Origin of the sequence: Pseudomonas sp. DTU12.3, from assembly GCF_004124275.1 — a bacterium.
GTDB classification, from domain to species: domain Bacteria; phylum Pseudomonadota; class Gammaproteobacteria; order Pseudomonadales; family Pseudomonadaceae; genus Aquipseudomonas; species Aquipseudomonas helmanticensis.
The window spans coordinates 3,691,129-3,714,895 of record NZ_CP027218.1; the positions used below are offsets into that span (position 1 = coordinate 3,691,129).

The window sequence follows — 23,767 nt, forward strand, 5'->3', positions numbered from 1 at the left end:
GCGCGATGCCTTCTCCTGCATGCTCTTCTGCGAAGTTTCTTTTCGAGAAGACAATGATTCGACCTTTCAACACCTCTGCTCCAACTGTGTTTTTCGGCTGCCTGTTCAGCCCTCTGCTGCTGGCCGACAACGCCCCTCTGGAACTCAATCAGCAAATCGTTTCCGCGCCCTCGGTGGAGTCCACCACTGTCGCCGACATGGCCAGATTCGGCAGCAAGGTCGACATCGTCACCCGCGAGCAGATCGAGCGCGCCGGCCCCAGCGCCGATGTCAGCCGTGTCATGCAGATGTTCATTCCCGGTCTCTACGTGGCGCCGAAAAACGGTCCGTTCGACTACGGCACCTATTCGCTGCTCGGCGGGCGCAACGATGACACGCTGATCCTGCTCGACGGCGTGCGCCTGAACAATCGCCTGTACGGCGGCCTGTATCTGGACACCCTGCCGGCCAACGCGATCGAACGCATCGAAGTGCTCAAGGGCGGGCAAAGCCTGCTGTTCGGCACGCAAGCGGTGTCGGGGGTGATCAACATCGTCACGCGCAGCCCGCAGTCGCGCCAAGCCGCTGGCGAAGTGAACATGGGCATGGATACTTTCGGTGGCACCACCGAGGATGCGCGGGTCGAAAACATCTTCAGCAATGGTTTCGGCGATCTCGGCTTGCTCGCCTATGTCAGCCACAACGTCTCCGACGGTTATCAGCCGTTTCGCAATCGCGACATGAAAAACGATTCTGCGAAGAACCGTGCCTACGAAGTGACCACGTTGGGTGGCAAGGCGATTCAGTCGTTCGGCGATGATTCGCGGCTGGAACTGTTCTACCAATACGCCGACGCCAACCTCGATTTCGCCCGCCCGGTCGACAACCACAAGACCACCAACGACCGCGTCCAGCAAATCGCCACGGCGACCTTCGAACAGAGCGTCAACGAGCGCCTGAGCTACTTCGTCAAAGCTCATATCAACGACTGGGACACGCGCTACACGCGCATCAACAATGTCGCGGGCGGCAGCACCAAAGTCATCAACCACAACGACTATTGGGGCTTCACCGATTGGGGGGTGCAGGCCGAGGGAAAGGCCGAACTGGCGGGCGGCCACGTACTGGTGTTCGGCACCGACAACCAATGGTTCAAGGGCCAGGACGATGTGTTGATCATCGACAACGACAAGGCCGAAGCCCACGCCGTGTACACCCAGCTGCGTCCGCAGATCGACGCCCTGCCCGACTGGCACCCGAGCATCGGCGTTCGCCACGAAGCCATGGCCGGTGGCGACAGCGCCACGGTCGGCATGCTCACTTCGCTGTATGACCTCAACGAGCATTGGGCCGTGCGCGGTCAGTACGGCACCGCGTACAAGCTGCCGAACGCCGAACAATTGTTCGTCAACGAGCCGGGCGACGAGATCGGCAATCGTCACCTCAAACCGGAGAAAAGCCGCAACGCCGAACTCGGCGTCGACTACAAAGGCCTGCTGCTCGATCGCGAATTCAACGCCAGCGTGACGCTGTTCAAGCGCAAGATCGACGATCTGATCACCCTCGACGACATCCAGTGGGTCAACGGCCAGGGCCAGATCCAGATGCGCGGTTTCGAGGCTGACGCCAGACTGGCGCTCAACGCGCAATGGAGCCTGCAAGCGGACATGACCCGCAACCTCACCGAATCGCGCACGGGCGTGACCCTCAACGACATTCCGAGTTTCTTCGCCCGCTCACGCGTCGGCTACGAATCGGAAAACCGCCTGTGGGGTGCCGGCGGTGCGATTCGCTACATCCGCGATGTGATCAGCTCGAAACAGGTCGAGTACGGCAACTACACGGTGGTCGATGCCGACGCCTATCGCTTCCTCGACAGCGCGCATCAGCACCGCGTGAGCCTGCTGGTCGAGAACCTGTTCGACCGCGATTACGTCACCAGCCGCGCAAGCAACGTCGACAACCTCGGCCGGCCGTTCACCTCCGAAGTGCGCTACACGTACCGTTTCTGATGAGTGACATCAAAACCATCGACGGCGTCGACAGCCACCCGGACTGGTCGCAGGTGCCCGCGCACGCGCACCACGTGTTTCTTTGCACCGGCCCGCGCTGCACCCAGCGCGGCGCCCTGCAATTATGGAAGACGCTGCGCCGGCATCTGCTCGAACATCAGCGCATCGAAACGCCGGGCGGTGTGTTGCTGACGCGCACCCACTGTCAGTTTCCGTGCAATCTGGGGCCGATCGTCACGGTGTATCCGCAGCGCTGTTGGTATGGCGTGCACAACAAGGACGACGTGCAGCGCCTGGTTGTCGGGCATCTGGTCGGTGGTGAGGTGGTCGAGGATTTGCTGATCAAGGCGCATCCATGAGCAGGTTGGCGTTACTGCTGTGCGCCCAGCTCTGCTCGGCAGATGTTGTCGCCGAGAGTTATCGCAATTGTGGCGAAGTCTGGCGCGCGGAGCAGCCTTCACGCATCGTCGCGCTCAATCAACATGCGGCGGACATTGTCCTGGCATTGGGTGCCGGCACGTCGCTGGTTGGCGTCGCTTATCTGGATGACACCGGTTCCGCTCAGCGGCAATCCGAGTATGTCGGCGTGCCGGTGATCGCCCGGCAGTACCCGTCCAGTGAGGTGCTTTACGCGCAGAAACCTGATCTGGTGATCGGCGGCTTCGCCACGGCGTTCGGTAACGGCGTGACCTCGCGTTCGGGCCTGGCGAGTAACGGTGTCGGCTCGTATTTGCTGGAATCGGCGTGCAACGGGCATTCGCTGGATTACTTCGGGCATGTGCGCAATGACCTGCTGACCTTGGGCACCGTGCTGCAAAAACAGCAAAAAGCCCGGGCATTGATCGATGCCATGGACACTGATCTGGCCAGTGCCAAGGCGTTGATCGGCAAAGGTAAACCGCTGTCGGTGTTCTACCTCGACAGCGAGGTCAAAGGCCTCGACTCGGAAGGCGCGCGTGGTTTTGTCACGCCGTTACTGGCCGCTGCCGGCGCGCGCAATGTGTTCGCCGAGATCAATCAATACCGGGTCACCGTCAGCAGCGAAGCCCTGTTGGTCAGCGACCCGGACGTGATTCTGCTGGCCGACGCCGAATGGTCGCCCGCCAGCCGCAAACGCTATCTGCTGAACCACGATCCGGTCCTCTCGCAACTGCGCGCCGTGCGCGAAAACCGCCTGCTCGACATCCCCTTCACCCACCTCTTGCCGACGCTGAACAGCGGCCGCGTCGCCCTCGACCTGGCGCGCCAACTCGCGGCACTGGATAAAAAGAAATGAACCCGTCGCACCACACGCCACCTAACGCATAGACCATCAGGAGGTAGCCAATGCAAATCGAAACCGTGTGGATCGTACTGGCGGCAGTTCTTCTGCTCATCGAACTTTGGGCCATCAATCGGGTGCGCAAGAGCGAGGGGAAATCGAGTAACAAGGGCGTGTGGATCGTGTTGATCGTGTTTGTGCCGTTGTTCGGGTTGATTGCGTGGGCGCTGGCGGGGCCCAAGCATGTCGCTCATGGCACGGTGTCGAATTCGGGCCGCTAACAAAAAACCGTGGCGAGGGAGGTTGTTTCTCGCCACGGTTACAGCCTGATTTTTGTCGCGTATTCTCGGCAGGAGCCAACGATCAACGACAGGGAGTCGACAATGACATTTGCAGCCGGCAAGCGCGTCGTAGTGGTCGGTGCCGGTATCGTCGGCGCATCCCTCGCCTATCACCTGTCCCGCAAGGGTGCGCAGGTGACGCTGATTGAAGCGCAGGATATCGCCAGCGGCGTCACGGGACGCTCATTTGCCTGGATCACTGCGGCGCATCAAGGGCCCGACCCGATTGCGCCTCTGCGCAGTGCTGCCATCGAGGCATACCACCGCCTCGAAACCGAGCTGCCCGGTCTGCGGATCGACTGGGCAGGGGCTTTGTCTTATAGCGAAAACACCCGCCAGACCACAGCGCAGCGAAATTCGGCGGCGCTGTTATCACGCGCCGAAATTATTGCTCGCGAACCCAACCTCAAGCATCCCCCACCTTATGCGTTGTACCGCGCGGAAGAAGGCGCGCTGGATACCGTGCAGGCCACTCATGAATTGATTGCCGGCGCCCAGGCGCTAGGGGCGAAATCAGTTACGCAGACGCCGGTGACGGGTTTCGTAACCTGCAACGCTGCGGTTCGCGGCGTTGAGACCGCGACGGGCACCATCGAGGCCGACGTTGTCGTGCTTGCCGCAGGGACTGGCATCAGCAAACTGACCGAAATGCTCAATGTCTCCCTTCCCATCAACGCTTCTCCAGCCATTTTCATCCGCTACAAAACCCAACCGAACCGGGTGCAAGGCATCATCTCCAGCCCTGCGATGGAAGTTCGGCAAGCCGTCGACGGCACGTTGCTGGCCGCTGAAGATTACCTCGGCGATACGCCGGGCAACCTGCCGGCCGACATCGCATTGCGCACCGCCGCAGCCATTCGCAACGAACTTCACGGCGTCGTCGCCATTGAGCCGCAGACAGTAGCTGTCGGGCTCAGGCCCATGCCCGCCGATGGCGTGCCCATCATTGGCTACGTGCCCGGGGTCGCCGGTCTGTATGTTTGCGCGATGCATCCCGGAGTGACTTTGGCGGCGATAGTCGGACGTCTGGCCAGCGAAGAGATCATCGACCACACGATATCCCCTGCCCTCAGCGCCTGTCGCCCCCAGCGCTTTTTTCCGACAGCAGCCAAATCGTGATCCGCCCTCGAAGATGATTTAAGCTCCCGCGCTTGCAGCAAGGGACTTGCACCTGCAGCGCATCGTCATTTTGGGCAACTCGGGCGACGGCAAATCAACCCTCGCCCGTGAGATGGCTGACTATCAAGGAAAACAACGGTGACAGGACACAGGGATACCTCGTTCGCTTATCAGGCGGTCTACCACTACCTCATCGGTCTGATCGAGGCCGCCACCGGCGCCGGCGAGCAGAAACTGCCGTCGTTGCGCCAACTGGCGTTGCGTCTGGGCGTTTCGGTGTCGACGACCAAGCACGCCTATGCGCTTCTCGAAGACGAGGGACGGATTTACGCCAAAGCCAAGTTCGGCTATTTCACCCGCGCTGTCGCGCCAGCGCCGCTGAGCGCCACTTCGGCCAGCCTGCTCGACAGCGTGTTCGCCAGCGCCCGTCAGCTTGGCATGCTCGCGCTGAGCAGCGATGCGCCGGCGATGCTGCTGTCGCTGCAGAGTCCGCTGTTGATGATCGAGCGCGAACTGACTCGCCAATACCCGCAGTCTCACGCGCCGCTTTATCAGCCATTCGGCGAGGCCGAATTGCGCGCTGCCGTGGCCGAACGCTACACCCGCTCCGCTGAAAATTACTGGCAGGCCGAGCACGTGTACATCGGCGCGGATTTGCGCAGCGTGTTCGAATTGTCGCTGACTGCGTTGGATCTCAATGGCAGCGTCGCACTGGTGGAATCGCCCTGCTCGTGGGCGATTTTGCGTCAGTTGCAGGCAGCGAAGATTCGCGTGATCGAAATCCCCCTCGGCGACGACGGGCGCTTTGACCTGCCCGCGCTCAATGAAGTGCTCACGCGCGAACCGGTGCGCCTCGCCGTGCTCTCCTCGACGGTAAATATCCCCCAAGGCGGGCTGATGCCGGCGCAGGAAAAACAGCAGATCTGTCGCTGGCTGGCCGAGCGCGAGATCTGGCTGTTTGAAAACGACACCTGGGGCGAGTTCTGCTTCTCCCCCTCAGCCGCGCGCTATCGCGACTTCGCCGACCCGAACAGACTGTTGGTGTTTTCGACCTTCGATAAGATCATCGGCGCCGAAGCCCCTTACGGCTATGTCCTGTGCCGCCAGCAAGGGCCGCAATTGCAACGATCCTTTCTTGAGCGCGGCTTTCGTCTCTCGACGATCCGACAGAAAGCCATCGCCAGGCTCTACCCGTCCAAGCGCATCGACCCGCACCTGAAAGCGCTGCAAACGCTATTGCTGCAGCGCATGCACCAGATGCAGGCGTTGCTTGAGCAACACGCCAATGGCCGCTGGCAAATGGTCGTCCCGCACGGCGGTGCCAGTTTCTGGCTCAAGGTGTTGCGCCCGATAGAGATGCGGCGAGTGTTCGAGCGTTTGCTGGCTGAGCGCATCGTCATCGCCCCCGGGGAAATCTTCAGCCAGCAAGGAGCCTGGCAGCAGCACCTGCGCCTGAGCTACACCCTCGACTGGGACAAGGACATTGCCCAGGCGCTGACAGCACTGGCTCAGGCTATCGACGCAGAAACCTAGCCGCACTCACAACCCATAACAATGCCGCGCCTCAGGAAATCGGCCATCGCGCACATCGTCGGCAAAACGCGCGCACGCATCCCGAATCACCGCGCCGACATCGGCGTATTGTTTGACGAAGCGCGGCGGCTGCTCACCGCTTAGGCCGAGGACATCTTCGGTGACCAGCACCTGCCCGTCGCAGGCTGGCGAGGCGCCAATGCCGATGGTGGGCATTTTCGACTCCAGAGTGATCTGCCGGGCCACCCCTTCAGCCACGCCTTCGAGCACCAGACTGAAGGCGCCGGCATCGAGATTGGCGCGAGCGTCTTCGGCAATCAGTGCGCCGGTTTCAGCGGTCAGGCCCTGCGCCTTGAAGCCGCCCATGACGTTGACGAACTGCGGCATCAACCCGACGTGCGCCATCACCGGAATACCGCGCGCCACGAGAAATTCAACGGTCGACGCCAAAGCCTTGTTGGCTTCCAGCTTGACCGCATCGCAACCGGTGCGGGCCAGCACCTGCGCGCAATTGCGAAACGCCTGCTCATGGGATTCCTGATAACTGCCAAACGGCATGTCGGCAATCACGCAGGCCAGCCGCGTGCTGTCGACCACCGCGCGGGTGTGGCCGATGATTTCCTCAAGCTGCATGCTCAACGTCGAGGGACGGCCGTAACCGACCATGGCCGTGGAATCACCGACCAGAATGAAGTCGACGATGGGATCGATCAGCTTGGCGATCGCGCTGGAATACGCCGTCAGGGAAACGATTTTTTCCTGGCCTTTCATCGCCACCAATTGCGGCACGGTCAGGCGCTTGGTGCGCAAATGAAGGCTCATGCGCGCCTCCCGAAGTCGATTGCCTGTGAGTCGCGATCAATGCGTAGAGTGTCCATACAGTGCCCAATATCCAAGAATTCGAGCGCTCGATTATTGGTTTATCGCAGCAGGATTCAATGTACAGATTGGCCTGAAAAAGCAACCCAGGTGCAGGTCACCGCGCGTCTGTACCTGCTGACTTGCAACCTTGCTAAAGTGCTGCCAATAAAACAGCTTGAATACGACACAAGCCCCCTGCCCTAGTGAACGAATCCCCTACATTGCCAAGGAGCGTTACCCGTCATGGATGAAGTCATTACCTACCGAACCGCCACCGTCGAAGATGCGCTGTCGATGTGTGAGCTGGGCCAATTGCTCAATTCGGTCCACCACGCCGCGCGCCCCGACATCTACGCCGCCGCCACCGAAGATTTTTCCCGTGACTTGCCGCACTGGTCGGGAATTTTCGAGAAGCCGGGGAGCGTGGCGTTCATCGCCCATGTCGGCGAGCGGGCAGCGGGTTTCATTACTGCGAATCTGTCGGCCAGTGTCGGGCCGTTGATGCAGCCGCAGAACGTCGTGCGTATTGGCTCGGTGTGTGTCGCGGAACAGTTCTGGGGCCAGGGCATCGGTCTGGCGCTGATTCAGCGGGTGAAAGACTGGGCCGTCGAGCACGGGGCCAGCGATTTGCGCCTGACCGTCTGGCCGTTCAATGAGCGCGCGGCACGCATTTATGCCGAGTTCGGCTTCGAGACGCGTGCATTCGAGATGGGCATGCGTCTGGCGTGAACGGGTTTGCCCACTGACCGCTGACTGCACAGGCGCAGATTTTCTGCTTGTCGTGCGCAGCCACAACCCCTTATAAGAGCGACTTTCACTTCCAATACAAGAGTCTGCAACCATGAGCAACGCCTGGAACGAAGGCTATTTCACCGACGAAGGCTACACCTACAGCTATAGCCGGGAGATCAATCCGGTGTTCCAGCGCTACTGCTTGTTGTTGCGTGGTTTTGCCAGTCTGGACAATGCCGACGGTTATCACTGCGAACTCGGTTTTGGTCAGGGGGTGTCGATCAATATCCACGCCACGGCCAATCCGGGCGGCTTTGTCGGCACCGACTTTCATCCGGGCCAGGCCGCCCACGCCGTTGAGCTGGCAAACCTCGGCAACAACGGTGCGCAGCTGTATGACGACAGCTTCGAGCAACTGCTGGCGCGCGATGATCTGCCGCAGTTCGACAGCATCAGCCTGCATGGCATCTGGACCTGGGTCAGCCGTGACAATCAGAAGCTGATTGTCGAATTCGCCCGGCGCCACCTCAAGCCGGGTGGTCATCTGTACGTCAGCTACAACGCCTTCCCGGGCTGGTCGCCTTCAGCGCCGTTGCGCCAACTGTTCAGCCTGCACGACCGCTTTGCCAATCACTCGACGCGCGCCGATCAGCGCATCGATGCCGCGCTGCAATTCTCCGAGGCGCTGCTGGCGGCCAACCCCAAGTACGCCATTGCTGCACCGCACCTTGGCGCCAGGCTGCAGACCATCAAAGGCCAGGACCGCCAATACGTCGCCCACGAATATTTCAATCGTGACTGGAATTGCATGTATTTCGCCGACATGGCCGATGCGTTGGCCCCGGCCAAGCTCGATTACGCTACGACGGCGACGCCGCTGGACTCGGTCGATGCACTCAACCTGAGCGCCGAAGGCCTGGCCTTTCTTGAAGGCATCGAGCATCCGCTGATGCGTGAGCAAGCGCGGGACTACTTCGTCAACCAGTCTTTCCGTCGCGATCTGTATGTGCGCGGCGCCAACCGGCTTAGCACCGTCGAGCGCCGCTCGCGCATGCTCGATACGCGGTTTATCCTGTTGCGCCCGGCAGAAAGCGTCGCGTCCAGCGTCACCGGCCCGGCGGGCGAAGCGTCACTGCAGCCAGAAATTTACGGCCCGCTGCTCGACGCACTGGCGGCGCAGATGTATGAAGCCAAAACCATGCAGCAGTTGCTCGCCGCGGTGGCGCCGATGGCCTATGACGATCTCGAGCAAGCCCTCGCCATTCTGGTCGGCATGGGCGCGGTAGCCCCCTGCCAGAGCGAAGCCGTCGAGGCGCGGGTGTACGAACGCTGCGCCGCGTTCAACCTGCAACTGTGCAAACGCTCGCTGTACAACGCCAACATTCAGGTGCTGAGCAGCCCGGTCACCGGCGGTGGCGTCACGGTCAGCCGCTTCCAGCAACTGTTCCTGATTTCGATCCGGCAGGGCAAACAGCACCCGTCAGAGTGGGCGCAACTGGTGTGGAGCGTCATCGCCGAACAGAACGAAGTGCTGATCAAGGACGGCAAAACGCTGACCACGGCCGAAGAAAACATCGCCGAGCTGATCGAACAGGCCCAAGCCTTTGCCGAGCAATCGCTGATTATTCTCAGTGCGTTGAAAATCGTCTGATCAAGGTGGATTGCGCGGGGACGCTGGCAGGCAAAAAAGCAGCCGCCGTCCCGCCCAGTTGCCGCGATACGACCCTTCTGCCAAGGGACTTCCCATGGACTTGAAGTTCAGCCCTATCGACGTACTGGCCAGCAACCTCGAAAAAGCCTGCGCCTATTACGAAACGGCCAGTGAGCACCCGAAAATACTCACGCCCCCATAATGCGTCTACGCTGATTCTGTCGAAACCTCACCGGCAGCCTGTCGCCCGTGTTTGCGCCGCCGAGAGTTTGTCGAGCCATCGAACGAAACCCACCGCCCTCGCACCGTCCGGAGACGTAACCATGCCCCGTCGCTTGCTGACCGCTGTTGCTCTGCTCGCCTTGAGTATTCAAGCCCACGCAGACGTCACACCATTTCCTTCATCTTTCAAAACCCAGGACATCAAAGTCGAAGGCGCAACAATGCACGTCCGCGTCGGCGGTAAAGGCCCTGCCGTGGTGCTGTTGCATGGTTTCGGCGACACCGGCGACATGTGGGCACCGCTGGCGGCGGATCTGGCGCGTGACCACACGGTGGTAGTGCCGGATCTGCGCGGCATGGGTTTGTCGTCGATTGCGCAGGATGGTTACGACAAAAAGACTCAGGCCGCTGACATTCGCGGGGTGTTGAGCGCGCTGAAAATCGAACACTCAGTGGTGATCGGTCACGACATCGGCACCATGGTCGCCTTCGCCTATGCCGCGCGCTATCCGCAACTCACCGATCGGCTGGTGGTGATGGACGCGCCCGTGCCCGGCATCACGCCGTGGAACGACATCGTGCGTTCGCCGATGCTCTGGCACTTCGACTTCGGCGGCGCCGACATGGAGCGTTTGGTAGCCGGGCGCGAGCGCATCTACCTCGACCGCTTCTGGAACGAGTTCGCCGGCACGCCCGCCAAGGTCGACGAAGGCACCCGTCAGCACTACGCCAAACTCTACGCCCGCCCCGGAGCGATGCACGCCGCGTTCGCCCAGTTCCGCAGCATTCGTCAGGACGCCATCGACAATGCGCCGGTTCTGCAACAGAAACTGACCATGCCGGTGCTGGCTGTCGGCGGTGAGAAGTCCTTCGGCAACAACGAAGCCATCGTCATGCGCAACGCCGCCGACAACGTCACCGAAGTGGTGATCCCGGCCGCCGGACACTGGCTGATGGAAGAAGCACCGACCCCAACCATCAAAGCCGTACGCGACTTTATCGCGATGTGAGCAATTGACGTTGCCTGAACCCGATCCATGCGTCAGGATTCGCCCCTTTTGATCGGAAGGAACACACGTGGAGCATCTATTCGTTTATGGAACCCTGGGGCCGGGGCGACCGAATGAGCACGTCATGTTGAACATCGGCGGCACCTGGCAATCGGCTTCGCTCAAGGGTCGTTTGGCACAAGCGGGCTGGGGCGCACAAATGGGCTTTCCGGGGCTGGTGTTGGCCGACGATGGCAATGTGATTGAGGGCTTCGTGTTTTCTTCCGGGAATTTTCACGCTCATTGGGCGGCGCTTGATGAGTTTGAAGGGGCTGAGTATCAGCGTGTTTTGACGCAGGTGACGTTGGCTGATGGTTCGGTCATGGAAGCTTGTGTTTACGCCCTTCGATAGTTGGTTTTTAAGTTTGCTTACTGAGTAACGTAGATGAATCGTCAGAAGAAATTGAAGCAGTTGTTCAAGGAAAAGGCCAAGAAGGCCAGCGCGAAATTGGCGCCGAAGAAGCCGAAGTATATTAGTAAGGCTGAGCGGGCGAAGATGGAGGCTGAGGGGCTGGTGGTGGAGTCGGGCCAATGATGTAGAAGCAGGCCAGCGCGAATCATCGTCAAGGATCCCGACGGGTATCTCGTCAGTTTGATAGAGCGGTTGGGTGGGAGACCGGCTTGATCAAGCTGAATCTGAGCCGAGCCGCCCCCTGCTTGTCGTGATCGCAGGCAATTACGGCCAGAAACAATGAACCGTCCGAACTTGCATTAATTTATTAGCCAATTCAGCCCGAGCGTTTCAGGGACCTCGGATCGAATGACACATTGGCCATACTTTGAGCATCAGGCACTGGCTGCCACTCAGCAATGCTGGAGTCGATCTCGCGCAGAGTCCATTGCTCGGGGCCTGACCAGGACAGTGCTATGTAGGGGCCTTCAAGTACTGCGTTCGCTATTAACATGTCGACTTCGTCGGCAGGTCCCGGAAGCATGCCGCCGACAGCAATGGGCACGCGCTGACGCAAAAGGCTGTTGAGCATGCACAACAATTCGGCATGTGATGTGTACTGAACTCTGCACTCCCCGACTTCAGTGCAGGCAAACACCAGGCTGCCAGTAACGGAGTCTACGGAGCTGATCAAAGTCAGATGCGTCGGCGGCAGGCCTGCGCCCTTTGAATAACGTAGTTTGATGACTGCACCCCATCATGTATTTCGCTTTATGAGCTCGGCGAGTTTCGCAGTTTCATTGCGTGATTCATCGAATCGTTCGTTCCGTGGGCGGCAGCGATCGGCCAAGTGCGGTCCTTTGAGGCTCAAGTCGAACCTACTTCGAAAGGCCGCGTACGCCGTCGTCGACCTCACACAAAATTCTCTCGAGTTCAGGCCGCGTCCACTTCTCCCAAGGAAATACATCCCGGTCATCGTCGCTGTGCCAATACTCGCCTGCATCAAATGCTTGGTAGATAGAAAATGCCGGCTGGGGCATATCCGTACGCATGGACAAGTCGACGATACCGCCGATGACAATATTCATCACCTCATCACAGTAATGAAAATCGCGAGTACCAGTAAGAAACAGTCTGGCTACTGAGATCGCCAATTGATTGAGAAGATCGCGACTGTCGATTTGCAGCTGTTCACACATCACACTTAATTCCGTGTTTGGGGCATTTTCAATGACCGCAAGTACGTAATCCAGGTTGGCATCATTCAGACCTTTGCTCATGGGATGAAAGTACTCGCCGATTCAACTGTGTGATGAATTCAGGACAGGCTTGTCAAAAAACATAATGCCAGATGTGCTGCCATTCGTGACCGGCAGCTTTCGGCCCAGAGTTTGAAGCCTTGTTTCCCCGCACTCATACCGTCTTGACGTTAGCATCTGCGCCGATAATGCCTCCGGAAACAGATACGATGTAATCGGCCGCTCTTTGGCAGAGGATGGCGTGCGATGAACGGATTACTAGGGTAAGAGGCATGAGCGAGAGCGGGTCAATGTCGATACGTTCTCCTGATGTGCCGCGAAGCGACAATGTCAGTTCCGTCCATTGGCGATCATCTGGACCTGCGCAGTCACCGTCAGAGTCAACATCGCATCCGGTTCCCCATAGATGTTCAGCAATGTAATAAAAGGCCGGTAATGGTCTTTGCGGCGTGATTTGAATGGAATAGCAAGTAGACATGATTTGTTGGCCGGGCCTATCTGTCAGGAGGAGAAAGGGTATCTCGCAGCTTGAGGCTGAGCAATCAGAGTCGCTGCCCCCAGACCGTCTATATAGGCATCCATTGGTGTCTGCGATTGCCCCGGCGTATGTAGAAACGACTCCGTGAGCCCTTGCTATGATTGCTGAGGATTTTATCGCGAAGATTGCCTGTAAAGCGCTTTATCCAAGGTGAACACCGAGACCAAGGCACCTCGAAATGCAGCTCAACGATCTGCAGTTGCCATTCATTCTGGGCGAAAGTTGCCTGTCGTGCTGACCACTTGTTGTTGTCCGAGGTAGGCATTGACGTAAAATCGCCACCCCAAAAAATCAGCTTGCATGGCGAGAAGGAGCTTCGATGCAACGGGTGATGATTGTCGGTCAACCTGGGTCAGGCAAAAGCACTTTGGCACGTGAGCTAGGTCAGCGCACGGGCTTGCCGGTCGTTCATATCGACACCATCCACTGGCAGCCAGGGTGGATCGAACGAAGCCGGGACGAGAAGACGCAGCTTTGTCTGGATGTAGAGGCCCAAGATTTCTGGATATTCGAAGGTGGACATTCAGCCACCTGGGACAACCGGATGGCCCGTGCTGATCTTTTGATCTGGATTGATCGTTCGGCGACGCTTCGATTCCTGCGAGTACTACGTAGAACGCTGCTCCAACGCGGTCATTCTCGGCCCGATTTGCCGGAGAACTGCCCCGAGCGACTGGCGAACCTTCCGGAGTTTTTTAAATTCATGTGGCGGACGAAAAAATCAGCGCGAGAAAAGATGCAGCAACTGGTGGCAACAGCGCCAACAGCTTGTCGCGTGGTTTGTCTGCGGTCTAATCGAGATACAGGCACATTTCTCGCGAGCGTGGGAAATTCGACTGCCCAGGCTCCGCGAGATTGATCGGAACGCTTGAAGGACCGCCCCCCCTTGCTCGGCATTGCCCAAGTAGTGAGGCAGGGGCGCTGGCGGTGAATCAGGCATTCGATATCTAGTGCCAAAGGAGGTTCAATAGGCAGGAATCTGGCGGGATGTGCATCGGCTATTCGGACTAAAACCGTAGCTTTTTACAAGGGCAGCAGCCGATCCTGCACCACGCGTTTCATCACCAGCGTCGACGTCAGTCGTTGCACATTGGGCAAGGTCGAAAGGCTGTCGTCGTAGAGCCGCTGAAACGCCGGCAGATCCTGGGTAATCACGTGCAACAGGTAATCCGGTTCGCCAAACAATCGCTGAGCGTCGACGATTTGCGGGATCTGCACCAGCGCCGCTTCAAAAGCCTCGACCGCCGCATGATCACCCTCGCGCAGGGTGGCAAACACCATCGCCGAGAAATTCAGCCCCAGCGCAACCGGGTCCAGTTGCGCGCGATAGCCGAGCAACACCCCGGAGTCTTCCAGTGCCCGCACCCGACGATGACAGGGCGACAGGCTCAAGCCCACGCGCTCCGCCAGTTCCGTGACGGACAAGCGGCCGTCCTTTTGCAGCTCGGCAAGAATATTCCGGTCAATTCTATCCATTCAGTAAAACCTTCCAATTTCAGGTGCCATAACGACAATCTTTAAAAGAAGATTCTAGCGGACTTTCATCATTCTTCCCTTATCAAACACTGACCGGGGAAAGACATGTTCAAACCAGCCATGATAAATCGCCGACCAAGGGTTACGCCATGAGCTTCAGCACATTGGCTGCGTTCTGGGCGGTATCGATATTGTTCGTCATCACCCCTGGCGCGGATTGGGCCTATGCAATTTCCGCAGGTTTGAAGCATCGTGTGGTTCTGCCCGCCGTGGGCGGATTGTTATCCGGTCATTTACTGGCGACCCTGATCGTTGCCGCTGGCGTCGGCACGTTAGTCGCCAGCCATCCAGTAGCATTGGCGGTACTGACCGTGACTGGCGCGGGTTATCTGCTGTGGCTGGGCGCCAATCTGCTGGCCCGCCCTACGACGCCGCATGCCGATACCAGTCAGGCCAGCGACGCCTGGACACGCTGGGCCTTCAAGGGATTTTGCGTGAGCGGTCTGAACCCGAAAGTCTTTCTGCTGTTTCTCGCATTGCTGCCGCAATTTGCCGACACCCACGCAGCGTGGCCGGTGCCCTTGCAGATGGTTGCGCTCGGGCTGGTGCATACCGTGAGCTGCGCGGTGATTTACCTGCTGGTCGGCTTCGGCTCGCAAGTGGTGTTGCGAGCGCGCCCTGCCGCTGCGCGCCGGGTCAGTCAATGGTCTGGCGGACTGATGATCATCATTGCGTTGGCACTGTTGATCGAACAACTGTGTGCCTGACCTATGCTGTCAGGCAGATATTTCCACTGCGGAGGATCTCTATGAAAGCCGAGGTCAGCGTGATCAATGAAGAAGGCGTTATCGTGCTGCAGGCGACAACCACAGGCGGGTTGCCGGGTGCGGCGGAACGAGAATATCTGAAGCGCCTGCTGACGCAACACCAGGTCAGCTTGCACGCTTCGACGCATATTTTTTATGCCTTCCAGGCATCGTCCTCGCAGCCGTTGATCCATCGGCCATATGCCACAAACGAATAAACAGCATATTTTTAAGTATTTTATTTCTGCATCAACACGCCGCTATACCTGCGTCTTCGATCCGGCACCACGCCGGCATTTGCAGGAGTAGACGCGTGATTCGAACCCCTTCGTTATCCTTCCCAAGAGCGGCGCTCACCCTCGCCGCACTACTGGTCTCCAGCCTGGCACTGGCTGAACCTGTCAAAGAAATCCGCATCGCCGTGCCGGACATCAGTGCCGGCCCCACGCCCAGTGGCGCCGGGATCGTCGATGTGTTGCGTGATCGGCAAACGCTGGAGAAAGAGTTTGAGAAGGACGGCATCAAGATTCGCTGGGACTTCTTCAAAGGCGCAGGGCCGGCGATCAATGAAGCGTTGGCCAACAATCAGGAAGACTTCGCTTACCTCGGCGATTTGCCGGCAATCATCGGCAAGGCCGGTGGTCTCGACACGCGCTTGCTCAGTGCAACCGCCCGTGACGTTAAGCTTTATCTGGCGGTGCAGCCGGGTTCGGGCATCACCACGCTCGAAGCGTTGAAGGGCAAACGTGTGGCGATCTTTCGCGGCACCGCCACCCAGCTGTCGTTTGCTTCGGCGCTGGCCCATCAAGGTTTGCAAGAGAGCGACTACAAGGTGGTCAACCTCGACTACAACGCCGCCAACGCAGCGTTGGCGGCCAAACAAATCGACGCGACCTGGTCCGGAGCCGGGGTGATTGCGCTCAAGGCACGCGGCCTCGCCGAGCTGCCGCTGACCACTGTCGACCTCGATGGCGCCGGCAGCATGCAAGCCGTGCTGTTGGGGCGCGGCGCGTTTGTCGACGCGCATCCGGAACTGGTCGGGCGATTGATCAAGGCACAGCAACCGGCGATCACCTGGTTGCGCAACGACGAGCACAAACAGGACTACATTAATCTGGTGTCGAAACTGGCCAGTTTCCCCGCAGACATTCTCACCACCGATGCCAAAGATCAGTCACTGGTGAAAATCTTCGCGCCGCAGCTCGACGCACCATTCCTCGACAACTTGCAGCGCAGTGTGGATCTGGCGCTCAACGCGAAACTGATCCGCAAAGGTTTCGAGGTGAAGAACTGGGCTCAACCGAGCTTCATCAATGCCGCACTGCAATCAACCGACGCCGCTTCGCAAACCCCACAAGCCAGCCGTTAAAAACAAGGACTACCCATGACCACCCTGTTCATTTTTCCTGGTGCCTGCTCGTTCGCCGCCCATGTCGTGATTCACGAATTGCAACTGCCGATCAGCGTCGAGCGGGTGACGTTCGGCGACCCAGGCTCGCCATACCGGCAGATCAACCCGACCGGCCGCGTGCCCGCGCTATTGCTCGATAACAAAACCCTGCTGACTGAAAACACCGCGATTCTGCCCTTTCTCGCCGATTTGAAACCCGGCACGGAATTGTTTGCGCCGGCGGGTTCAGTCGAGCGTGCGCAGATTCAAGGCTGGCTCGGTTACGTGGCGACCGAGGTGCACGTCGCCGCTTTTAGGCCGATCAATCGGCCCGAGCGTTACAGCGCCGATGAGGCCGCATTCCCCGGGATCCGCGAGCGCGCGTTGCAACAACTGGCAAACGCACTGAAGCCGATTGAGGCGCATCTGGCGCAGGCGGATTATCTGGTCGGCAATCGTTTTACCGTGGCGGACGCCTACCTCGGCGTGTTCCTCGGCTGGAGCGCCCGCGTCGGTGTGTTGGGCGACTTCCCTGCGCTGCAAGCCGCGCTCGGGCGCTTCCGTGCACGCGAATCGGTGGTGCAGACACTGGCTGCCGAAGGCCTCGCCTGAGTCACCCCGAGGACAGATAACCGAGCTAACCGGAGAAACAGCATGCCAGGCACCGATACCATTGCCACCTGGGCCCAAGTCATCGCCCGCACGCTGGAAGCACAGGGCATCGACGCTGCCCCGCTGCTGCGCGAGGCCGGTATCAGTCGTTGTCATCTGCATGATCCCGACCAGCGCATCGCCCTCCCCGTCATGAGTGCATTCTGGCGGGCGGCGCGGCGCGTCAGTGATGACGAATGCTTTGGCTTGCAAGTGGCGCAGCACAGTTATCCGACCGACTTCCATGGGCTGTTTTTCGCCGCGCAAAGCAGCTCGACGGTGAACGAGGCATTGCAGCGTGGCGTGCGTTTTGCGCCGGTGATTACCACCTCGGCGGCGATGAGTCTGGTGCGCGGCCCGCACACCACGTGCATGGTTTACGGGGTGGCCGTCGGCGCCGAGGTGGAGCAGATCGCCACCGAAGCGTCGATTGCCTGCGCGGTACGCTTCACCCGCCAGACCTGGGTCGATCTGCCCATCGTGCACGGCGTGCGTCTGGCTCGCCCGGCGCCACAGGATCCGCAGCGCTGGACGCGATTGCTCGGTTGTCCGATCCGCTTCGATGCCGGCGAAAACGCCATCGAATACAGCAATCGCTGGCTGGATGCACCGCTGACCACGGCCAATCACGCCGTGGCCCAGGGACTGGACAGCGTGCTCAACGCTTACCTTGAACGCCAACGCCGCTTGAACCTGCCGGAGCGGGTGCGCGGTGCGATTATTCGCTACCTGCCGCTGGGCGAAGTGCAGCAAAGTCGAGTCGCCGATGAACTCGGCATGAGCGTGCGCAACCTGCATCGACACTTGCTCAAGCACGACAGCAGTTTCAAGGCATTGCTCGACGATTGCCGCCGACAACTGGCGTTCAGTTACCTGCGGCAGACCGACTGCTCGATCAACGAAATCTGCTATCGGCTGGGCTTCAACGAGCCGAGTAGTTTCAATCGCGCGTTCCGGCGCTGGACAGGCGAAAGCCCCGGTAAATGGCGCCGTGATGATGTGCCGTCGTTACCAGAACGCTATGTGCCACGGCCGACTGTCTCAGCCTCTGAGCGCGCGATCTCGATAGCCGTTTGAATCAATTGTCTGCGGCGGACCACAGGTTGTCCGCGCAGGCCCCTTTTCCCCTCTTCACACGCTCTAGCATGGCCCTCCTACCGAGCCCGACCGATAGCGTCGCGCGGCAAAACAAGGAGCTTTGCGTCCATGCTGTTACGTTACCCGGCCACCACGGCCCATCGCCTCAAGCCCCTGGGTTTTTCCTTATGGCTGGCGCTGCCCGCTGTCCTTTGCTCGACCGTAGGCGTTGCCGCCGATCAAAGCGAAAATCCAACGGCCAACGCCGACGACGCCGCCCCGCGGCTTGAACAGGTCACCGTGACCGCGCGGCGCCGAGAAGAACAGTCGCAGGACGTACCGACACCGATCACCACCCTCAGCGGCGCCAATCTGGAAAGCCAGCGCATCTACAAGATTCAGGACCTGCAACAGGCGTTGCCCAGCGTCAACGTCGCTTACGTTCACGCACGGGTTTCCAGCTTCGCGGTGCGCGGGATCGGCAATAACCCGGCCAGCGATGGACTGGAAGGCAGCGCCGGGATTTATCTGGACAACGTCTATCTGGGCCGTCCCGGCATGGCCGCGTTCGACATGCTCGACGTTGAGCAACTGGAGCTCTTACGCGGGCCGCAAGGCACGTTGTTCGGCAAGAACACCACGGCCGGTGTGCTCAACATCACCACGCGCGGCCCGACCTTTACGCCCGAACGCAGCCTCGAAGTGTCGGGTGGGCAGGACGGCTATTTTCAGGGTAAAGGCACGGTGTCCGGGCCGTTGACCGACACCCTCGCCGGGCGCCTGTCGTTCTACCGCACCCGCGATGACGGTTACTTGAACAACCGGCATGACGATCGCACGCTGCTCGGCGGTGAACGCGAAGGCCTGCGCGGGCAGTTGCTGTTCAAGCCCAACGATGATTTCAGCCTGCGCTGGATCAACGAATACAATACGGAAAACTCCAGCAGCGGCAGCAGCGTGATCTATGGCGCCGGCCCACTGTTCTGGCGCCGGGCGGCATTGGTCGGGGCTAATCCGCAAGTGGGCGAAAGCAACATCGACGGCCGGCAGAATGTCAGCGTCCACCAGAACGCCAGTTCCGTCGAAGCCAACTGGAACCTCGCCGGCGGTTATACCCTGACGTCGATCAGCGCCTATCGTAGCTGGCACTTCAACCCGGCCAACGACGCCGACCAACTGGACGTCCCGGTGATCAACGACTTCGGCTACGAAGTTCATGATCGGCAATTCTCCCAGGAAGTGCGTCTGGCTTCGCCCAAGGGCGAGTTTTTCGACTACGTCGTCGGCGCCTATGCCTTCAAGCAAGACCTCGGCAATCGGATTTTTACCAATCTCGGGCCGCTGGCCGATCTCAACCTGATCGGCGCCAATCTCAATGCGCTGAACAACGTCAACAGCAAGGTCAACGGCAAGATCGACACCGAGAGCTACGCCCTGTTTGCCCAAGGCACCTGGCACTTGAACGAGCGCCTGGATTTCAGCGCCGGCATCCGTGGCACCTATGAAGAAAAAGACGCCAACGTGCAACGCTTCGCCCCCGAAGGCGGTGGCGCGCCGGTGGTGATTCCGGGTGTGGTCAACGGCAACGCGGTGCGCGCGAGTCAGGTCGGCGCCTATGACACTGGCGACCTGCACATGCACAACGCGGCGCCATCGTTCCTGACCAGTTTGAGCTATCACTTCAGCGATGACGTGCTGGGCTACACCTCGCTGTCCCACGGCGAGAAATCCGGTGGCGTCAACCTCGCCGTCGGTTCGGCGCCGAGCGCTGGTGCCGAGTCGTTATTGGTCGGCCCGGAGCGTGCGAACGATGCTGAGCTGGGCATTAAAAGCCAGTTGTTCGACCACCGTTTGCAACTCAACGCAAACGTGTTCTGGACCGGGGTGAATGGCTATCAAGCCACCACTTATTACCAGCCGCCCGGTTCTTTGACCGGCTATCAGTTGCTGACCAACGCCGGCACGGTGCGCTCGCGTGGCGTCGAATTCGAGGCGACCACCGTTCCGGTGCGCGGCCTGACGTTAAACGTCAACGGCTCGTTCAACGACGTGACTTACCTGTCATTCAAAGACGCGCCCTGCCCTTCGGAAAATCCGGGGCAAACCAACTGCGACCTCAGCGGCCAGCGCGTAGCCGGCGCCTCGCGCTGGATCGGCAACGTCAACGGCGAATACAAATGGCCGCGCATCGACGGCATCGAACCCTACGTCACCGGCAGCTATGCCTACCGCTCCGACAGCGAAGGCACGCTGGACAATTCCGACCTGGCGAAGATCGATGGCTACGGCCTCGCCAACTTCTCGCTCGGCGCACGAGTGGACTATGGCGACGGTTTGCTCGACGCCTCGCTGTGGGTCAAAAACGCTTTCGACCGTGAGTATTACCTGGCTGTTGGCAGTGGTTCCAATGGCCTTTACACCGCCTCGCCAGGCCAGCCGCGCACCGCCGGCGTGACCTTGCGTTATGACTTCTGAGGACACTATGAAAACAGCACAAATGAGCCTTGGCGCATTTCTCATGAGCAGCGGCCATCACCTCGCCGCGTGGCGGCATCCGCGCGCATGGTCGGGCGGCGGTCTGGATTTCCAGCACTTCAGGAAACTCGCCACCACCGCCGAGCGCGGCAAGTTCGACGCGATATTCTTCGCCGACAATCTGGCCCTGATGGGCTCGCCGGAACTGGGCCAGTTCACCACGGCCGGTGACGTCTTCGACCCGTTGGTGCTGCTTTCCGGGCTGGCCGCAGTGACCGAACGCATCGGCCTCGTTTCAACGGTGTCGACCAGCTACAACGAACCCTATCTGCTGGCGCGCAAGTTCGCTTCCCTTGACCATTTGAGCGGCGGGCGCAGTGGCTGGAATCTGGTGACCTCAGCGACCGATCTGGAAGCGCTGAACTTTGGTCGCGACAAGCATTTCGAGCACGGTGACCGTTACCAGCGCGCGGAAGAATTCATCGATGTGGTGACCGGTCTGTGGGACAGCTTTGAAGACGACGCCTTCGTCCGCGACAAAACCAGCGGGGTATTTTTTCAGCCGGACAAATTGCATGTGCTCAATCACCACGGCGACAACTACCGGGTGCGCGGGCCACTGAACATTCCTCGCACGCCACAGGGTTATCCGGTGCTGATCCAGGCCGGCTCGTCGGAGCCGGGCAAGGCACTCGCCGCACGCACCGCCGAAGTGGTGTTCACCGCACAGCAGACGCTGGCCAACGCCCAGGCCTTTTATGCCGACGTCAAAGGTCGTCTGGCCGGCTATGGACGCCGCCCTGAGCATTTGAAAGTCATGCCGGGGATTTCGCCGGTCATCGGCCGTACGCAAAGCGAGGCGGAAGATAAATACCAACAACTGCAGGATCTGGTCGAGCCGCGTGTCGGGCTGGCGATGCTGGCAGGCATGGCTGGCGGTTTTGACCTGTCTGAATATGATCTGGACGGCCCGTTGCCGGAGCTGCCACCGAGCAATTCGATGCAGAGTCGTCAGGCCTTGTTCATCGATCTGGCGCGGCGCGAGAACCTCAGCATTCGCCAGCTGTACCTGAAAGTCGCCGGCGCGCGCGGCCATCACACGGTGATCGGCACGCCGAAAACCATCGCCGACACCCTCGAACAATGGTTCGTCGAACAGGCCGCCGATGGCTTCAACATCATGCCGCCGTTCCTGCCTGAAGGCCTGGATGAGTTCGTCGATGGCGTGGTGCCGTTGCTGCAACAGCGCGGGCTGTTCCGCCATGAATACAGCGGCACCACCCTGCGCGATCATCTGGGGCTGGAGCGGCCGGACAGCCGTCACCGGCGTTAACTTCGATCCGGCGCACGCCTTGATTACGGCCCTCAGGGACCACCCATCGGTGGTCCCTGAAACGGTCGCTTTTAGCCCAGGCGCATTGACAGCTCGATGTCGTCGGCAAACGGCACGGACAGGTAACCGTTCTCCGGCGCGCGCACGTACGCCAGGTATTCCGGGCAGTAGTCGGTGTTGTCAGCCACCACCAGTGCGCCGGGTTTCAGGTGCTTTTCGAGCAGGTTCAAGACATCGCCATACAAGGCCTTGGCGCCATCGAGCAGGAGCAGGTCGACAGATTCCGGGAGATCACTGGCCAAGGTGATCAGCGCATCGCCCTCGCGAATTTCCACCAGATCGCTGACACCGCCGGCAACGAAATGCTGGCGCGCCAAGTGGATTTTCGCCGGCTCGAATTCGCTGCCGATCAGCACCCCACCGCCGTTGTCGCGCAGCGCGGCGGCCAGGTGCAAGGTAGACAGACCGAACGATGTGCCGAACTCGACAACCGCCTTGGCCTGGGTATTGCGCGCGAGCATGTAGAGAAGCTTGCCGGTGTCGCGGGAGACCGGCAGCCACAAGTCTTTGAGCAATCCGTAGAGTTTCAGGTAGTCGGTTTTGCTGTGCATCAGGCGGTCGCGTTCTTCGCCAGACACGTCGTTCAGCGCCGGGCTGGTGGCGGCGCTGGCTTGGCTGTAAAGGCGTTCGATCAGGCTCGCCATTGGTTCAGAGGTCAGGGTGGTCATGATTGTTTTCCGTCAGTTGGGGACTAAAATGCGAGTGATTCGTCGCGTTTAAATGATGCGAGTGATTCGCCTCCTCCGCTATTCGCATTCCCCAGGACCTCCGAGACCGCCCATGACCGATCGCCAGACCGCCCGTATTTCCTCGCGAAAACAGCCGCAACAGGCCCGTTCGGCGGATCTGGTCGCAGCGATTTTGCAGGCGGCTATTCAGGTTTTGACCGAGCATGGCGCCACCCGCTTCACCACCGCACGCGTCGCGGAAAAGGCCGGCGTGAGCATCGGTTCGCTGTACCAGTATTTCCCCAACAAAGCGGCGATTCTGTTCCGCTTGCAGAGTGATGAGTGGCTGCACACCACACAAATGCTCCAGCGCATTTTGCAGCATGAACAACCGCCGCTGGATCGCCTGCGCACGCTGGTGCAGGCATTCATTCGTTCGGAGTGCGAGGAAGCGCAGATGCGCGGTGCGCTCAACGATGCCGCGCCGCTCTATCGCGATGCGCCCGAGGCCCATGAAGTACGCGCGGCAGGACGGCAGATCTTCGCTGCCTTCATGCTCGAACTGTTGCCGCACGTCACAGATGCGATTCGCACAGCGGCCTGTGATTTGATCCTGACCACGCTCAGTTCTACCGGAAAAGACTTTTCCCTCAGCCCACGCAGCGAGCAGGAAATCAGCGTGTTTGCCGACGCGCTGGCGGACATGTTCAGCGCTTATGTTGTGTCGCTGAATCCGCCGCAAGCTTGCGATTAGACGGCGCCGCAAGGATGTTTTCGATTCGTTAACACAGCATTTTCAATCAAATGATTGTGTTGTTACGCACGGGTATCGGGGTTTGCAGTGAACGCGCTAGAAAACTAGCTAAGCAAGTTAGCTATATGT

24 protein-coding genes and 1 pseudogene are annotated in these 23,767 nt (G+C 59.8%); 21 read left to right on the top strand and 4 right to left on the bottom strand.

Going from position 1 to position 23,767, the window contains the following annotated elements:
- Positions 1 to 53 precede the first annotated feature (53 nt).
- The 6 genes from C2E19_RS16730 (at position 54) to C2E19_RS16755 (ending at position 6,245) form a co-directional block, all read left to right on the top strand.
- A complete protein-coding gene (locus tag C2E19_RS16730; RefSeq protein ID WP_129394213.1) occupies positions 54 to 1,991 on the top strand; it encodes a TonB-dependent siderophore receptor in 1,938 nt (645 codons plus the stop codon).
- Positions 1,991 to 2,350, top strand: coding sequence for a ferredoxin (locus tag C2E19_RS16735; protein ID WP_129394214.1), 360 nt, complete (start codon positions 1,991 to 1,993; stop codon positions 2,348 to 2,350). Before C2E19_RS16730 ends, C2E19_RS16735 begins: the two co-directional genes overlap by 1 nt.
- A complete protein-coding gene (locus C2E19_RS16740; RefSeq protein ID WP_129394215.1) occupies positions 2,347 to 3,267 on the top strand; it encodes an ABC transporter substrate-binding protein in 921 nt (306 codons plus the stop codon). Before C2E19_RS16735 ends, C2E19_RS16740 begins: the two co-directional genes overlap by 4 nt.
- Positions 3,268 to 3,317: 50 nt before the next feature.
- Positions 3,318 to 3,533, top strand: a complete 216-nt coding sequence (locus tag C2E19_RS16745; RefSeq protein WP_129394216.1) for a PLD nuclease N-terminal domain-containing protein — start codon at positions 3,318 to 3,320, stop codon at positions 3,531 to 3,533.
- Positions 3,534 to 3,635: 102 nt separating this feature from the next.
- The gene (locus C2E19_RS16750; protein ID WP_129394217.1) at positions 3,636 to 4,712 is read left to right on the top strand and encodes an FAD-binding oxidoreductase; all 1,077 of its coding nucleotides are present in this window, start codon (positions 3,636 to 3,638) and stop codon (positions 4,710 to 4,712) included.
- A 138-nt stretch (positions 4,713 to 4,850) separates the two neighbouring features.
- A complete protein-coding gene (locus C2E19_RS16755; protein WP_129394218.1) occupies positions 4,851 to 6,245 on the top strand; it encodes a PLP-dependent aminotransferase family protein in 1,395 nt (464 codons plus the stop codon).
- 6 nt (positions 6,246 to 6,251) lie between these two features.
- On the opposite strand, the gene panB is transcribed toward C2E19_RS16755, so the two are convergent.
- Positions 6,252 to 7,067, bottom strand: a complete 816-nt coding sequence (gene panB / locus C2E19_RS16760; protein ID WP_129394219.1) for a 3-methyl-2-oxobutanoate hydroxymethyltransferase — start codon at positions 7,065 to 7,067, stop codon at positions 6,252 to 6,254.
- Between the two features lie 282 nt (positions 7,068 to 7,349).
- On the opposite strand from panB, the gene C2E19_RS16765 reads away from it, so the two are divergent.
- The 6 genes and pseudogenes from C2E19_RS16765 to C2E19_RS29205 all read left to right on the top strand — a co-directional run.
- Positions 7,350 to 7,835: a GNAT family N-acetyltransferase gene (locus tag C2E19_RS16765; RefSeq protein WP_129394220.1), complete on the top strand. Its 486-nt coding sequence runs from the start codon at positions 7,350 to 7,352 to the stop codon at positions 7,833 to 7,835.
- 112 nt (positions 7,836 to 7,947) lie between these two features.
- Positions 7,948 to 9,489, top strand: coding sequence for a class I SAM-dependent methyltransferase (locus tag C2E19_RS16770; protein ID WP_129394221.1), 1,542 nt, complete (start codon positions 7,948 to 7,950; stop codon positions 9,487 to 9,489).
- A gap of 323 nt (positions 9,490 to 9,812) precedes the next feature.
- Complete coding sequence (locus C2E19_RS16775; RefSeq protein WP_129394222.1) at positions 9,813 to 10,721, top strand: alpha/beta fold hydrolase; 909 nt, start codon at positions 9,813 to 9,815, stop codon at positions 10,719 to 10,721.
- Between the two features lie 67 nt (positions 10,722 to 10,788).
- Positions 10,789 to 11,112: a gamma-glutamylcyclotransferase gene (locus C2E19_RS16780; RefSeq protein WP_129394223.1), complete on the top strand. Its 324-nt coding sequence runs from the start codon at positions 10,789 to 10,791 to the stop codon at positions 11,110 to 11,112.
- A gap of 33 nt (positions 11,113 to 11,145) precedes the next feature.
- Positions 11,146 to 11,295 (top strand): DUF2986 domain-containing protein, encoded by a 150-nt coding sequence (locus C2E19_RS16785; protein WP_129394224.1) that lies wholly within the window; start codon positions 11,146 to 11,148, stop codon positions 11,293 to 11,295.
- Positions 11,279 to 11,385 (top strand): annotated as a pseudogene (locus C2E19_RS29205) (VOC family protein); the annotation flags it as partial. The gene C2E19_RS16785 and the pseudogene C2E19_RS29205, both read left to right, overlap by 17 nt.
- A gap of 644 nt (positions 11,386 to 12,029) precedes the next feature.
- Here C2E19_RS29205 and C2E19_RS16800 read toward each other — a convergent pair.
- Positions 12,030 to 12,431, bottom strand: a complete 402-nt coding sequence (locus C2E19_RS16800; RefSeq protein ID WP_129394225.1) for a hypothetical protein — start codon at positions 12,429 to 12,431, stop codon at positions 12,030 to 12,032.
- An 836-nt stretch (positions 12,432 to 13,267) separates the two neighbouring features.
- Between C2E19_RS16800 and C2E19_RS16810 the strand changes: the two genes are divergently transcribed.
- Positions 13,268 to 13,807, top strand: a complete 540-nt coding sequence (locus C2E19_RS16810) for an AAA family ATPase (protein ID WP_129394227.1) — start codon at positions 13,268 to 13,270, stop codon at positions 13,805 to 13,807.
- Between the two features lie 164 nt (positions 13,808 to 13,971).
- Here the strand turns inward: C2E19_RS16810 and C2E19_RS16815 are convergent, their stop codons facing one another.
- The gene (locus C2E19_RS16815; protein WP_129394228.1) at positions 13,972 to 14,424 is read right to left on the bottom strand and encodes an Lrp/AsnC family transcriptional regulator; all 453 of its coding nucleotides are present in this window, start codon (positions 14,422 to 14,424) and stop codon (positions 13,972 to 13,974) included.
- Positions 14,425 to 14,573: 149 nt separating this feature from the next.
- Between C2E19_RS16815 and C2E19_RS16820 the strand changes: the two genes are divergently transcribed.
- The 7 genes from C2E19_RS16820 (at position 14,574) to C2E19_RS16850 (ending at position 22,156) form a co-directional block, all read left to right on the top strand.
- Entirely contained in the window at positions 14,574 to 15,191 is a 618-nt protein-coding gene (locus C2E19_RS16820; RefSeq protein WP_129394229.1) for a LysE family translocator, read from the top strand.
- 41 nt (positions 15,192 to 15,232) lie between these two features.
- The gene (locus C2E19_RS16825) at positions 15,233 to 15,448 is read left to right on the top strand and encodes a hypothetical protein (protein ID WP_129394230.1); all 216 of its coding nucleotides are present in this window, start codon (positions 15,233 to 15,235) and stop codon (positions 15,446 to 15,448) included.
- A gap of 98 nt (positions 15,449 to 15,546) precedes the next feature.
- The gene (locus C2E19_RS16830) at positions 15,547 to 16,599 is read left to right on the top strand and encodes an ABC transporter substrate-binding protein (protein ID WP_372238486.1); all 1,053 of its coding nucleotides are present in this window, start codon (positions 15,547 to 15,549) and stop codon (positions 16,597 to 16,599) included.
- Positions 16,600 to 16,614: 15 nt separating this feature from the next.
- Positions 16,615 to 17,232 (top strand): glutathione S-transferase C-terminal domain-containing protein, encoded by a 618-nt coding sequence (locus C2E19_RS16835; RefSeq protein WP_129394232.1) that lies wholly within the window; start codon positions 16,615 to 16,617, stop codon positions 17,230 to 17,232.
- A 42-nt stretch (positions 17,233 to 17,274) separates the two neighbouring features.
- Positions 17,275 to 18,348 (top strand): AraC family transcriptional regulator, encoded by a 1,074-nt coding sequence (locus C2E19_RS16840; protein WP_129394233.1) that lies wholly within the window; start codon positions 17,275 to 17,277, stop codon positions 18,346 to 18,348.
- A gap of 129 nt (positions 18,349 to 18,477) precedes the next feature.
- Positions 18,478 to 20,823, top strand: coding sequence for a TonB-dependent receptor (locus C2E19_RS16845; protein WP_129394234.1), 2,346 nt, complete (start codon positions 18,478 to 18,480; stop codon positions 20,821 to 20,823).
- Positions 20,824 to 20,830: 7 nt separating this feature from the next.
- A complete protein-coding gene (locus C2E19_RS16850) occupies positions 20,831 to 22,156 on the top strand; it encodes an LLM class flavin-dependent oxidoreductase (protein WP_129394235.1) in 1,326 nt (441 codons plus the stop codon).
- Positions 22,157 to 22,227: 71 nt separating this feature from the next.
- Here C2E19_RS16850 and C2E19_RS16855 read toward each other — a convergent pair whose 3' ends face one another.
- Positions 22,228 to 22,884: an O-methyltransferase gene (locus C2E19_RS16855; protein ID WP_129394236.1), complete on the bottom strand. Its 657-nt coding sequence runs from the start codon at positions 22,882 to 22,884 to the stop codon at positions 22,228 to 22,230.
- A 112-nt stretch (positions 22,885 to 22,996) separates the two neighbouring features.
- Between C2E19_RS16855 and C2E19_RS16860 the strand changes: the two genes are divergently transcribed.
- Complete coding sequence (locus C2E19_RS16860; protein ID WP_129394237.1) at positions 22,997 to 23,638, top strand: TetR family transcriptional regulator; 642 nt, start codon at positions 22,997 to 22,999, stop codon at positions 23,636 to 23,638.
- The last annotated feature ends 129 nt before the right edge of the window (positions 23,639 to 23,767 follow it).

Excerpts from the sequence above, each read along its gene's own strand:
- C2E19_RS16745 (WP_129394216.1), top strand. The coding sequence starts at position 3,318 with ATGCAAATCGAAACCGTGTGGATCGTACTGGCGGCAGTTCTTCTGCTC.
- C2E19_RS16730 (WP_129394213.1), top strand. The coding sequence starts at position 54 with ATGATTCGACCTTTCAACACCTCTGCTCCAACTGTGTTTTTCGGCTGC.
- C2E19_RS16850 (WP_129394235.1), top strand. The coding sequence starts at position 20,831 with ATGAAAACAGCACAAATGAGCCTTGGCGCATTTCTCATGAGCAGCGGC.
- C2E19_RS16775 (WP_129394222.1), top strand. The coding sequence starts at position 9,813 with ATGCCCCGTCGCTTGCTGACCGCTGTTGCTCTGCTCGCCTTGAGTATT.
- C2E19_RS16815 (WP_129394228.1), bottom strand. The coding sequence starts at position 14,424 with ATGGATAGAATTGACCGGAATATTCTTGCCGAGCTGCAAAAGGACGGC.
- panB (WP_129394219.1), bottom strand. The coding sequence starts at position 7,067 with ATGAGCCTTCATTTGCGCACCAAGCGCCTGACCGTGCCGCAATTGGTG.
- C2E19_RS16810 (WP_129394227.1), top strand. The coding sequence starts at position 13,268 with ATGCAACGGGTGATGATTGTCGGTCAACCTGGGTCAGGCAAAAGCACT.
- C2E19_RS16845 (WP_129394234.1), top strand. The coding sequence starts at position 18,478 with ATGCTGTTACGTTACCCGGCCACCACGGCCCATCGCCTCAAGCCCCTG.
- C2E19_RS16740 (WP_129394215.1), top strand. The coding sequence starts at position 2,347 with ATGAGCAGGTTGGCGTTACTGCTGTGCGCCCAGCTCTGCTCGGCAGAT.
- C2E19_RS16800 (WP_129394225.1), bottom strand. The coding sequence starts at position 12,431 with ATGAGCAAAGGTCTGAATGATGCCAACCTGGATTACGTACTTGCGGTC.
- C2E19_RS16840 (WP_129394233.1), top strand. The coding sequence starts at position 17,275 with ATGCCAGGCACCGATACCATTGCCACCTGGGCCCAAGTCATCGCCCGC.
- C2E19_RS16750 (WP_129394217.1), top strand. The coding sequence starts at position 3,636 with ATGACATTTGCAGCCGGCAAGCGCGTCGTAGTGGTCGGTGCCGGTATC.
- C2E19_RS16855 (WP_129394236.1), bottom strand. The coding sequence starts at position 22,884 with ATGACCACCCTGACCTCTGAACCAATGGCGAGCCTGATCGAACGCCTT.
- C2E19_RS16820 (WP_129394229.1), top strand. The coding sequence starts at position 14,574 with ATGAGCTTCAGCACATTGGCTGCGTTCTGGGCGGTATCGATATTGTTC.
- C2E19_RS16860 (WP_129394237.1), top strand. The coding sequence starts at position 22,997 with ATGACCGATCGCCAGACCGCCCGTATTTCCTCGCGAAAACAGCCGCAA.
- C2E19_RS16735 (WP_129394214.1), top strand. The coding sequence starts at position 1,991 with ATGAGTGACATCAAAACCATCGACGGCGTCGACAGCCACCCGGACTGG.
- C2E19_RS16765 (WP_129394220.1), top strand. The coding sequence starts at position 7,350 with ATGGATGAAGTCATTACCTACCGAACCGCCACCGTCGAAGATGCGCTG.
- C2E19_RS16770 (WP_129394221.1), top strand. The coding sequence starts at position 7,948 with ATGAGCAACGCCTGGAACGAAGGCTATTTCACCGACGAAGGCTACACC.
- C2E19_RS16825 (WP_129394230.1), top strand. The coding sequence starts at position 15,233 with ATGAAAGCCGAGGTCAGCGTGATCAATGAAGAAGGCGTTATCGTGCTG.
- C2E19_RS16785 (WP_129394224.1), top strand. The coding sequence starts at position 11,146 with ATGAATCGTCAGAAGAAATTGAAGCAGTTGTTCAAGGAAAAGGCCAAG.
- C2E19_RS16835 (WP_129394232.1), top strand. The coding sequence starts at position 16,615 with ATGACCACCCTGTTCATTTTTCCTGGTGCCTGCTCGTTCGCCGCCCAT.